The following is a 12,122-nucleotide window of genomic DNA, read 5'->3' on the forward strand; positions in this document are numbered from 1 at the left end:
GGTCAGTTGATTAAAAGCGGTAACCGGCAGTAATTCTAAATGAACGGCCTGTACCTGAGTAATAACCATTGCCAAAAGACGAGTAATAACCTGTACCAACATACTCTTCATCTAACAAGTTATCGACACGCAAGCTAGCAGTCCAAGCATTACGATGATAGTTTAACGCGAGGTTAGTGAGTACATAGCTGTCTAGCTTATCACCAGCATTACTGTTGTCGCCTTCCATGTAACGTTCACCAGTGTAAACACCTTCGACAAAAGTTTGCCAATGATCAGCGAAATCGTAACTCATATACGCTTTACCTGAATGCTCTGCCACCCAAGATAGTGCTTTGCCATCGTTTTCACCTTGAGTAAATTCGGCATCAATAAAGTCGTACGAAGCACCTAACAGCCAATCATTTGATAGCTGCACTTCATAACTCGTGTTAATACCAAAACGACGAGATTCGTCTGCGTTTACGTTTGCTCCGCCACCGTAAGGTCCGTCAGTACGGCTGCCGTCGTAAACAATCTCATCTTCTAAATCAAGACGGTAAAGGTTTAACTTAACGGTTTGAGTTGCACCAGTCCAATCCCAGCCAGCCTCAAAAGAACGCCCTGTCTGCGGATCTAACCCTTGCACCTCTAATGGTGTATAGGCTTGCTCATCCACTTTTGCAAAACGGAAATTATCATTAGCGCGAACATAAAAACGATGTTCAACACTTGGGCGATAATTAACACCTAACTCTAAAGCATGCGCATCGTTATCAAGCTCAACACCATCGGCATACAATAATTGATCGGTTAAATCATCAGTAACTTCAGAATAACGGCCGCCAACAACATAAGACAATGTTGAGGTTAACGGCACAGTCGCTTGAACATAAGCACTTTGCATGGTTTGTTGGTTATTGCGTTGGATGTAAAGCGTATCAAAATCAGCTTCGCCTCGACTAACATCAATACCGGCAACCATGGTCAACTCGCCATGAGCTAATTGATAATTAGCGGTCGCTTTTGGTGAAAAACTCAATAAATCGCGGTCTATATGCCCTGCGCTTCCAAACAATAAACTGCTTGTTGAGGTATCTGAATAAGTTAAATCTGCACCCAGCGCCCATACTTTGGTTAGTTGATATTGATAACCTGTACGTAAAGCGGTCGTAATTTCGTGAGAGTATTCACCGTCTGAAAAAGACGCGACCTGGCGAGGGTCATCTTCATACTGCGCTAAACTTAGCGCACCTGGAGCTTGACGATTATTATCGAAGTAATTCACCTCAGCATAAAAATCTTCAACATCGGTTTGGTACTGAAAACGGCCTAAAATAGAGCCTGTTTCATTGTCGTTATTATCACGATAGTTATCGCTTTCGTTATAGCTGCCCGCTAAAAAGTAACGCCAAGTATCGTTAATTGCACCAGAGACATCACCTTTAACTTCATAAGTGTCAAAGCTGCCACCACTGACTTGTAAGCCACCAGCGGTTTCTGTTGGTGCCTTAGTAATAATGTTAATCACGCCGCCTACAGCTTGGTCGCCATACAATACACCCGCACTGCCAGACAATATCTCAACACGTTCAATTAAATTAAGTGGAATGGATTCAACGCTTGGTGCAGAAATATCGATATTATTTAATCGACGGCCGTCAACTAAAATAAGGGTATTATTAACCGCTTGAGAAGCTGAAAAACCGCGCATAGAGAACACAGTACCAGAGTTATTGTCTGAAACTTGAATACCCGATTGACCACGCAGTAAGTCGGTCAAATTATTCGCGCCGCTCATTTCGATGTCAGCGGCATCGATGACATTCACATTAGCAGCAATATTTAGCGGGTTGGTTTGATTACGACCAATAACCACAATAGTCTCATCCATGGTAACGTCTGCATTAGATGCTGTTGTGGTTGATATCGTAGAGGTTGGTGCTGCAACAGCGTTAAAGCTAGTTGCGCAAAGCATAGCACTGATTAATAGTGCGATTGTAGTTGGTTTAGTACCCATTTACCTTTAACTCCTGAAAGGAAAAATGGGGCAATAGCGCCGCAACATTGACAACCACTTTGCGGCTTACTCATCTGAGCAAACCAAAAACGGCATAACATCACATCTCGAGATCTGCCCACCGAAATCATCGAAATCACCTTTATGGCCGGTCTCCGGACTGAGGTTGCGGCACTAAAAGTACACACGAGCCAAGCAAATATGCATTACATATTGGGCTCTCACCTATCACCGTTGCGGGGGCAGTACCAGACTTTCACTGGTTTCCCGATTCTCCAATGCATCGATATGACTCAACATTGGCACCGTAAAGATTGACTAAACTTGTATAAATAGAGAGAAACAGTCTAATGGTTGATTGGATTGATAAATACAGCCATAAACTTCGACAGGATTATAACGGAATCAGCACTTTGCTGATAGTCGGTAAGCATTAAAACAACTCGCAGATTACTCACGTTAGTTAGATTTAAGGCTCTGCCATAAACTCGCGATAATTTTGTTGAGTAACAGGTGCCGACTCGGCAGTAAATACAGCGGTACGAATGGATTTATGAACTAAATAAATATCGTCGTCATCGCTTATTACCGTAAAGTAGCCCATCTCACCACGAGGGCTGGTAATGTATGATGCTGACTCTATGGCAGACGCATTATGAAAGTTGGGCATGCTAGTGCAGCCAAGCAGACCATGTACAGCTTCATAGCCTTCAACCTTCATGCTACCTAATGGCTGATAAATCACATCACCCTGGCAATGTTCTTTATAGGTTTCGGCCATTGAATCTAAAAACTCATCGGGTTCTACATCTTCTGCTAGCCCTTTAAAACCTTGCATGCATACGAGGCTAGACCAATCATTAAGCGTTTCGTTAGCAGGGATAAATTCAGCAAGGGTCATGTCTCCGCGCTTTTCATTAAAGGCGAGTTTCCATGAAAGAGGAGGTAAAAAGCCGAAGGTTTGCGATACAGTGGTTAATCGCTGAACATCGCTAGACATAACAAGCGTACCAGAAGAGTCATTTTGGGACTCCAATGTAACCAATGCTGGAAAAGTAGCATACGCGGTATAGGGGAATAAGCTAAATATTCCAACGCACCCCGCGTAGCCGATAACTGCAGCAATCTTGTTCATCCCAATGTCATCCTTGCAAGGTCAAGATAGGCGATAAGTTGACTAAAAATCATTCTAATTATGTATATCCTATCCTGAACATACAAAAATTGAAACTTATCTATAACATTTACACCATTGTAAAATGTTAGTTTAACTCTTCATCGTCTTCGTCTTCTGCGTCAAAGAGTTCATCTTCATCAACAGCAGATTCAGCCGCAATAGCTGCTGCTAAGCTTTTCGCTTTTAGGTGTTTCTCTGTTTTACGCTTGTTACGGTCAGCTTGCTTAGACAGGAAACCCTGTAAAGACTGTTCGCCCCATGCAATGGCTTCTGCTTCTGAAGCAAAACCATCTTGGCTTTTAGATACTATGGTTTTAGTCGCTGTCATACGACGAGTGATTTCGGTTTTCCAAGTATTTTCAACTTGTGATACACGTAAACCATACTTTTTGCTATCGCTCATAATCTTATCAATCCTACTTTGGGTATCACGGGACAAAACCCATGAAATTTCAGCCGCGCAGTGTACTCGATACGCACGAGTTTGGGCAGCTATTATTGGTTATTTTTAACGCTTTTTTGTGATGGCGTTATTGTTGCTTCACTAACTGGTTTGAACCCACAATCATCATTTCACATTTGTGACAGTCAAACACCAGCTTTAATTTATCTTTACCTACATCTAAAAACATTGGGTCCGCTTTAATGCCTTCAACTTCTTTAGGGCACAAATTAAAGCTGTAACGTAAACAATGCTTGGTCACCATCAATGGCGCATCATGCAATACGGTATTTTTTTCGTAGGTGTCTTCGATTTGAATTACACCATGTTGCTCATAAAACGACTTGGCTTTTTCGTTGGCCACGTTAGATAAAAAGCTCAAGGCTTTTTGTGGGAAACGCGCTTCTTTGTTATGTACCCAACGCTCTGGGCGTTGATAAGCCGCAACGCGAGCCGTCATTAACTCGCTCACAGCATCACGGCGCAATTCGTTGACCACTGATGCCGGTAAAAACCACATTTGCTCGGTTTGTAGGTTGATTTTGTTTAACACAAAATCGCTGCTACCTAACTTACCTAATTGCTTCTTTAAGTTTTCAGCAGTTTTAGCCTGGTCATTTGCCGGGGCTTTATCGCACACTAACGTTGCAGTAACGCTGATATTATGCGCGTCAGTAATCGTTAATCCTACGCCGTCATCTGTGTCAAAAAACTGCATGTCAACGCTGATTTTGCGCGTCGCTGAGTCTTTATTTAATGTGGCTTCAAACTTGTGATCAAAGTTACGGAACATCATCACGCCGACTTTTAAATCTTTTGGTACTTCGGTTAAATACAAGGTATTGCCGTCTGCACGGTTAACTCGTAACCCCGAAAGCTTGTCATCAGACAGGCGCTGAGTTTCGTAATGTTCAACGAAATAGCACAAGCCATCCCCATTATTAAAGTGGATATCTTTACCGCTTTCGCTCGGATCAATTTTGATAAAATCTTTACCGACTTGAGTAATACGGCCAATTTTTTCACCAATAAACTTAGGTGAACTAAAATGCTCAATCGCTTCTGTACGCTCGTTAACAAAGTAATCTGTTTTACCACGATTAAAGCTCTTGTCTGGGTCTGGCGTAAAGTTAAACTCGCAGCGGCCATGAGATATCGATTCAAGGTCATTGCGCTTAGCAATAATCGCATCTAACTGTTGGCGATAGTGAGCGGTCACGTTTTTAAGATAAGTAATGTCTTTTAAACGACCTTCAATTTTAAAAGAACTAATACCGGCATCAATCAAAGCTTCTAAATTGTCAGTTTGATTGTTGTCTTTAAGCGACAACAAATGCTGGTTTTCAGCTAATACGTCACCATCACGCGTGGTTAAATTACACGGCAAACGACACATTTGTGAACATTCACCTCGGTTAGCACTGCGATTTGAATACGCATGGCTTAAATTACATAAGCCGCTGTAACTGACACACAATGCTCCATGAATGAAAAACTCTAATTTCATTTTTGTGCTAGCGGCAATATCACGAATTTGTGGAATATTTAGTTCACGCGCTAATACCACCTGCGAGAAACCCACTTGTTCAAAAAACACGGTTTTTTCTGGGCTGCGGTTATCTGTTTGGGTACTCGCATGCAATGCTATTGGTGGTAAATCTAATTGCAATACGCCCATGTCTTGAATAATCAAGGCATCGACACCGGCTTCGTAGAGTTCCCATATTAGCTTTTGCGCCTTGTCTATTTCGTTATCCATTAAAATAGTGTTTAAGGCAACAAACACTTGAGCATGATAACGATGAGCAAACTCCGCTAAGCGAGCAATGTCTTCAACGCTGTTACCAGCATTGTGACGCGCGCCAAACGCAGGGCCACCAATATAAACCGCGTCAGCACCATGGCGAATAGCTTCAATGCCGTAATCAGCATTTTTAGCAGGTGCAAGCAATTCAAGTTGGCGCTTTACCGGAGCCTCGGGGGTAAACAATTCTACAGAAACCATAATGTTAACTAAATTTCGCTCAATTCGGATAAAAAAGTGCGCCAACATACTGATATCGTCTCATTGACATTAGTATGTTGACGCACTCGCATAGTCTTGTATTTTAGCAAACTTTAAACAAAGTTCTAAGTAAAATCGCGACTAAATATGCCGCATGACTTTTACATTGTTTTGTTTATAAAAATAGCTCTTGAATGTTCTTAAAGTCGGTTTTACCTTCAGCAATTTCTTGTGGATTTAATCCTGATACTTCATGCGGGAACACTAACCAATCTTCAGATGAATGAATGAAATAATCTGGTTTTAAATCGACTTTAGTATTTTTAGGCTTGTAGTAAGGGCAAGCAATACGAATGTCGTTTGGCATATTTAGACGCATAAACTTTCTTAACTTACCAATTAAGGCATCAATACTGCGGCCAGAATCAAATACATCATCAACAATTAACAAGCCGTCACTCGCGTTGGCATTTTCGATAATGTAGTGCAAACCGTGCACTTTAATATTCTTGTCTTGCTTGTCAGTACCAATCCCGTAATAAGAGGAAGTACGCACGGCAATATGGTCAGTTTCGACTTTTTTAAAGTCATAATACTCTTGCACAGCAATACCAATTGGAGCTCCACCGCGCCAAATACCCACAATAAACTGCGGTCTAAAACCACTGTCATACACTTGCGCAGCCAGTCTAAATGAATCTTCTAAAAGTTGTTGTGCGCTAATATAATGTTTATCAGTCATTGGTGAGGCCCCTATTAATTTGTTGCGGAGAATTTTATACCAAATAAGATTATCTTGCCTGTAAGAATCAGAATTAATTGATCAAAATCTACATTAAATCCCAATGTTCACAAATAACTTACCATTTATATGCTCGACACGCTTACGTTGACCGGATTATTTATGTGAAATATGGGTTGCCCACCATTAGCGACTTTGTCTGCGCCCAATAGATAAAATCTACTTGTCATTCACGGCGGCTATGGCATAGTGTTTTTTAACCGATACGTTTATTTTATCGCCAATTCAGGATGAAGACGCCACTATGTTGCTCGACAAAACCTCACAAAATCATTATGCAAACTCGCAGTCTACTGCACCTGATGCCCGCGTATTGAGTGTGCCTAAAGGCGACAACCCGCTAATTTGGCCTGTTTTAACCTTATTAAAGTCGTCGAACACAAGTTGGAAAGTGCACCATTTAGCCAGTGAACTGCAAACCAAAGGGTTGATGCACGACCTTGACCCAATGCCTGAAAAAGATCTCTTCAAGCGTAACTTTCTATTAATGAATGCGCTATATGAATTACAAGACATGTTAATGCCAAGACAATGGTTGCAAGTTAAAGCAATGGAGATTCAAATTTTTAGAATCATCCCCGCTCATGCAGATATCGAACATGTTCGTGACGGCGCCCTACGTGACTACTACCTTGATTGGGCTAATTACGATGCTAGCGTTAATGTCGTTCGTGAGATGCTCGAGTCATTCTGGTCTAGTTACCAGCAATATATTGGCGTTAATGTTCAATTAATGCATAAAGGTCATGCTTTAAAAGTGTTCGAGTTAGATGTCACTGCCACCGATAAAGATATCCGCAAGCAATGGCGTAAACTGGCGCTTAAATGGCACCCAGATCGTGATGAAGGCAATGCAGAACGATTCCGTGAAATCTGTGAAGCCTGGCAAACCCTGCGAGACAAAAGCTTAGTGGCTTAAAGTCGATTCATTATTTAACGTAAACCGCTACTTGATCACACAAATTCTGCAGCTGATTTTGGCTTTTTATGCCATTATTAGTGGCATTACCTTGTCTATTTTTATCTCCAATTTGAGGTCTTCATGTTTAAATATTTAGCTTTAGCCGTCACGTTAGCGGTTGCCCCTATCACTAGCTTAGCAACACAATTTGTTGAAGGTACGCACTACACTCAAATATCAAATAACATGGTACCCACAGAGCCAAAAGTGACTGAGTTTTTCTCATTTTATTGCCATAATTGCTTCAATATGGAAAGCCAGTACCTGCCAGAAATCAAAAAAGGATTAGATAAGCAAATCACTTTCGACAGTAAACACGTAGACTTTATGAACAGTGATTTAGGCACTGAAGTCATGCGATCGTTAGCGGTTATCCATGAATTAGACAACAAAGAAGCATTAAAAATAGCCATGTTTGGGGCGATACAAGGTAAAGACAACAATGCAGGCCACGACCATAATGCGGCAGGTCATGAGCACAAATCCTTGATCAACAACCGTGATGACATTAAGAAAGTCTTTGCTGAGTTAGGCGTCGATGCAAAACAATACGACACCTTAGCTGACAGCGTTGAAACCGATAAAAAGCTTAGTTTATGGCGCCAGCAACAAGAGATGTATGCAGTACAAAGTGTGCCTGCTTTTATCGTTAACGATAAATACGCGATTAATTTAAATGAAATGCGCACGCTCGATGACATTATTGGACTGATTAATTATTTAGCATTACAAAAGTAGTTACGACTCCTTTAACAAGAAAATGGCTATCCAATGGATAACCATTTTTTATGCCTGCTAAGGGGTTGCCGTCGTATAAATCGCATAGCTTAATCGAGGTAAGGTCACGGTCAATGTTGTTGCAGTGTTGTCAGCATTACTCGCTGCCGTTATCGGAGCAGGCCATGATGTCAATAAACGATATATTTTACCTTCTGTAGATAGAGTCATCGTTTGTGCGTGCTCGCCACTATTAAATACCATTAATAGCTCTTCATCTGTTTTAGGATCAAGCCTCGCAAATGCAAATATGTTCTTATCGGCTTGATAAAAGCGCTCTTGATACTCTCCACGGCGTAATAATACATGCTGTTTACGCAAATGACTCAATTGAACAATGGCTTTGTACAAAGGGTGATTATTATCAAAATTATCATCTGCGGTAGTGGCCTGAGAGCCTAATAACGTATTGTCATTATAACTGGCCACTTTTGAACTAAACATATCCTCCCGCGCATCAATGTCATTACCATCACCGGTAAAGCCCTGCTCATCACCATAGTAAATCACTGGTATACCACGGGATAAAAACATAAATGCATGCGACAAAATACTGCGTTGTAGCTTGTCTTCTGCAGACATTGTTGGCGCAGCTTGGTTGATAAAATATCCTGTACGCCCCATGTCATGATTGCCTAAAAAGGTCATTAACAAGTCGGCCTGACTGTCACTGTCTTGATAAAGGGCGTCTTGAGCAAATAATTGCTGTGCGAGTAACGGGCTCTTTTCTCGGTAGAAAATATCTGCTGCCGTTTGCTGAAACGCAAAGTCGAGTACTGATGGCAGCTGGCCTTCGGTGGTGTAGAGGCTGAGCACTTTAGGATCTGGATCGTATACTTCACCAAATACATGAAACTGCGGGATCCCCTGTGCGTTAGCAAAACTAACAATCTCAGGGCTAAAAGTTTGCCAAAATGATAAATCGACATGTTTAACGGTATCGATCCTAAAGCCATCTGGCTTAAACTCTTTAATCAAGTTTTGATATATCTCAATCATGCCCGCCAACACTGCAGGGTCGGCGGTATTGAGGTCGTCTAAACCATTAAAGTCACCATTAAGTGAACTTTCGCCTTTAAAGGTACTGTCGCCTTGATTGTGATAGTAACGCGGATCGTTCAACCAACTCGGTACTTTCACCTCAGATTGGCCTTCGGGGATAAATGGCGTGTAACTGTCGCCTTTTGCTAATTTATCTAGAGACTTATATTCGCAATGTGTATTGGATGCAATAAACTCACCCGATGCTTGATGACACTCTTGGTACTTAATCACGTCAGCGGTGTGATTAGTAATAATGTCAAAAAACACTTTAATACCACGTAGATGCGCTGCGTTAATAAGCTGCTTTAAATCAGCATTACTGCCAAAATGTGGGTCAATTTCGGTAAAGTCGACAATCCAATATCCGTGATGAGCTATACCATCAGATTGAATCGCTTTATTGCGTAATAGCGGTGTCATCCAAATGGCGGTAACACCTAAATTTTGTAGATAATCTAGTTTTTGTTCGATGCCATTAATATCACCGCCATGAAAACCGCGAGGGTGAGTTAACTCTACACCACCTGCTGAGATCTGTTGCGTTATTGAGCCGTTGTCATTACTTGGATTGCCGTTATAAAAACGATCGGGCAACACAAAGTAAAAAATATCATCACGAACATCTCTGTGTAAGTAATCTTGATAGATGTCAGAAATCGGTTTTGCCGGAACCTTACTGCCTCTACCCGCTGAATCAGCAGGTAGAGGAATAACGACCTGAGTAGCATCGTTACCGACTGCTGAAGGCTGACAACCTGCAAGTAACATTGCGCTGAGTATTGTGACGATTTGTTTATTCATATGGCCTCTTATATTGCGCTGAATATGATAGATGCGGCAGTGCCTTACGGGAAAAAAAGAAAAAGCTCATCACCGTTTAAGGGAGTTCTTGGCCTTTAGCGCTAACGTACAATGCATACCAATGCTCACGATTAAGCGATACCTGTGTCGCCTTGCTACACGCCTTAATTCGCTCAATATTAGTGGTGCCAATAACCGGTTGAATTTGACTCGGGTGTTGCATTAACCAACTAAGCAAAATCGCTTCTACTGTGGTGTGGTATTGCTCGGCAAATGCTTGCACTAACCGACTAGTTTGTTGTACCGCTATAGGCTGGTTGCTGACATCAATGCCACTGTATAATCCCTGACATAAACTCCCCCATGCTTGGATTTGCATTTGTTGCTGTTGGCAATATTGCATCATACCTGGGGTAAAGTTTATGTCTTTACCCGCTTGATTGCCCGCATACACGGTTTCATCTAACCAATCATGTTTATGTAAACTCATTTCAACTTGGTTTAGCACCAACGGCGCGTCTAAGGCTTGTTGCAGTGCCTGCACCTGATGTTGCTGCATGTTCGACACCCCCAAAAAACGTACTTTTCCCGCGTTTTTTAGTTGGTTGAACACCTGCGCGACTTCTGTTGGCTGCATCAAAGGATCGGGGCGATGAAGCACCAATACATCAAGATATTCTGTGTTTAGCTGCACTAAGCTTTTCTCTACTGAGGTTTGGATCCACTGCGCAGATAAGTCGTAACGCTTTGGGCCCAAATCATCGGCAAATCGGATACCACATTTTGTTTGCAAGTATATATCTTTGCGTAACTCAGGACGCTCGGCTAATACTTTGCCAAACACTTGCTCGGCTTTGCCAAAAGTATAAATATCGGCGTGATCAAAATAATTAATCTTGTTATCTAAAGCAGTATCAATCACTTGATGGGCTTGTTTAATATCCGCATCATTAATTGGATTATTATTCCAACCGCCACCCAGCCCCATACAGCCGTACACAAGCGGGCTCACATTGGGTAAACATTTATTTAGCGGTAATTGAATCATATTGGTGCTCTTAATATTGCATTGGTTAGTCGTAGTTTATGAGGTATGGGATAAAAAAGAAGCATTAAAATACAAAATCATTATTTGATATACCTACCAATAACAGATTACAGTTCTATATAAAATACTATATTGGATAAGTTACATGAGCCGAGAGCATAAGAAGTTTGAACGATTATTCTTATTCAGTGAGGTCGCCAAACAGTTAAGTTTTACCGGCGCGGCTGCTGAATTAGGGATTTCGCGCGGTTATTTATCTGAGCAAATTAGGCAGCTTGAACAAGATCTTGGTCGGGCATTGCTTATCCGCACAACGCGCAGTGTCAAACTGACGGTGCAAGGTGAAATGATTTTAGCCAGCATGGGACAGGTGAAAGCAGATTTATTAGATCTTGACCGAAAAATTCGTCACGACAATGAGGATATTGCCGGGAGAATCCGCATTACGGCACCAAGCCAGTTTACTCAGCGTTATTTACTCGATATTTGCCATGAGTTTAGCGCACTGCATCCACAAGTAAATTTCAGCATAGATTGCAGCTACACCTTGTATGATTTAGCAAAAAATGATTTCGATTTAGCCATTAGAGCAACGCAAAACCCACCACAAAATATGGTTGCCAAAAAGTTATTTGAGTATCAACAAGTATGCTGCGCGGCGCCTGAATACCTCGAAGAAGCTGGGACGCCAATAAACATTGATGATTTACAACAGCACAAATGCTTAACCTCAGCAGAGCAAACTCATTGGACATTTGGCAGTAAAACCATTGCCATTAACAGCTTTATGAGCGTCAACGATAACCATATGCTAAAAACACAAGCCTTACTCGCAAGGGGTATTATGCTGGGTCCACAATATCTGGTGGATAAGGAGTTACAACAGGGGCGTTTGCGTGTGATTTTGCCAGATGAAACCATGAGCCAATCGGCCACTTATATTGTGCACCCACAAATGATTAATCAATCGGCAAGGTTGAGTAGTTTTATTCAATTTACCCTAGCGTGGTTTAAGTTACAGAAAAGCAGTGAACCAGAACTTATTGATAAATCTTAATAAGAGCAA

Annotated in this window: 10 protein-coding genes and 1 riboswitch; of the genes, 3 read left to right on the forward strand and 7 right to left on the reverse strand. The window is 41.6% G+C overall.

The genetic code is table 11. The features are described 5' to 3' along the window. Positions 1–10: 10 nt before the first annotated feature. The 5 genes from IEY40_RS10335 to IEY40_RS10355 all read right to left on the reverse strand — a co-directional run bounded on the left by IEY40_RS10335 (position 11) and on the right by IEY40_RS10355 (position 6,365). Positions 11–1,999, reverse strand: a complete 1,989-nt coding sequence (locus IEY40_RS10335) for a TonB-dependent receptor (protein ID WP_188955836.1) — start codon at positions 1,997–1,999, stop codon at positions 11–13. A 129-nt stretch (positions 2,000–2,128) separates the two neighbouring features. After that, positions 2,129–2,324: riboswitch (cobalamin riboswitch) on the reverse strand. 144 nt (positions 2,325–2,468) lie between these two features. After that, positions 2,469–3,134: a hypothetical protein gene (locus IEY40_RS10340; protein ID WP_188955839.1), complete on the reverse strand. Its 666-nt coding sequence runs from the start codon at positions 3,132–3,134 to the stop codon at positions 2,469–2,471. Positions 3,135–3,261: 127 nt separating this feature from the next. Further along, complete coding sequence (locus IEY40_RS10345; RefSeq protein WP_188955841.1) at positions 3,262–3,579, reverse strand: DUF3622 domain-containing protein; 318 nt, start codon at positions 3,577–3,579, stop codon at positions 3,262–3,264. Positions 3,580–3,706: 127 nt separating this feature from the next. Next, complete coding sequence (locus IEY40_RS10350; protein ID WP_188956026.1) at positions 3,707–5,623, reverse strand: peptidase U32 family protein; 1,917 nt, start codon at positions 5,621–5,623, stop codon at positions 3,707–3,709. 175 nt (positions 5,624–5,798) lie between these two features. Further along, the gene (locus IEY40_RS10355) at positions 5,799–6,365 is read right to left on the reverse strand and encodes a phosphoribosyltransferase (protein WP_188955843.1); all 567 of its coding nucleotides are present in this window, start codon (positions 6,363–6,365) and stop codon (positions 5,799–5,801) included. Positions 6,366–6,669: 304 nt separating this feature from the next. On the opposite strand from IEY40_RS10355, the gene IEY40_RS10360 reads away from it, so the two are divergent. Together IEY40_RS10360 and IEY40_RS10365 are read left to right on the forward strand one after the other, a co-directional pair. After that, on the forward strand, positions 6,670–7,344 hold the full coding sequence (locus IEY40_RS10360; protein WP_188955845.1) for a DNA-J related domain-containing protein: 675 nt from the start codon (positions 6,670–6,672) through the stop codon (positions 7,342–7,344). A 123-nt stretch (positions 7,345–7,467) separates the two neighbouring features. Then, positions 7,468–8,124 (forward strand): thiol:disulfide interchange protein DsbA/DsbL, encoded by a 657-nt coding sequence (locus tag IEY40_RS10365; protein ID WP_188955847.1) that lies wholly within the window; start codon positions 7,468–7,470, stop codon positions 8,122–8,124. Positions 8,125–8,181: 57 nt separating this feature from the next. Here IEY40_RS10365 and IEY40_RS10370 read toward each other — a convergent pair whose 3' ends face one another. Both IEY40_RS10370 and IEY40_RS10375 read right to left on the reverse strand, forming a co-directional pair. Continuing rightward, on the reverse strand, positions 8,182–10,008 hold the full coding sequence (locus tag IEY40_RS10370; RefSeq protein ID WP_188955849.1) for an alpha-amylase family glycosyl hydrolase: 1,827 nt from the start codon (positions 10,006–10,008) through the stop codon (positions 8,182–8,184). Between the two features lie 76 nt (positions 10,009–10,084). Continuing rightward, a complete protein-coding gene (locus tag IEY40_RS10375; protein ID WP_188955851.1) occupies positions 10,085–11,056 on the reverse strand; it encodes an aldo/keto reductase in 972 nt (323 codons plus the stop codon). Between the two features lie 145 nt (positions 11,057–11,201). Here IEY40_RS10375 and IEY40_RS10380 point away from each other — a divergent pair, with 145 nt between their 5' ends. Then, positions 11,202–12,113, forward strand: a complete 912-nt coding sequence (locus IEY40_RS10380; RefSeq protein ID WP_188955853.1) for a LysR family transcriptional regulator — start codon at positions 11,202–11,204, stop codon at positions 12,111–12,113. Positions 12,114–12,122: the final 9 nt, after the last annotated feature.

Source organism: Shewanella ulleungensis (assembly GCF_014648315.1).
Taxonomy (GTDB): domain Bacteria; phylum Pseudomonadota; class Gammaproteobacteria; order Enterobacterales; family Shewanellaceae; genus Shewanella; species Shewanella ulleungensis.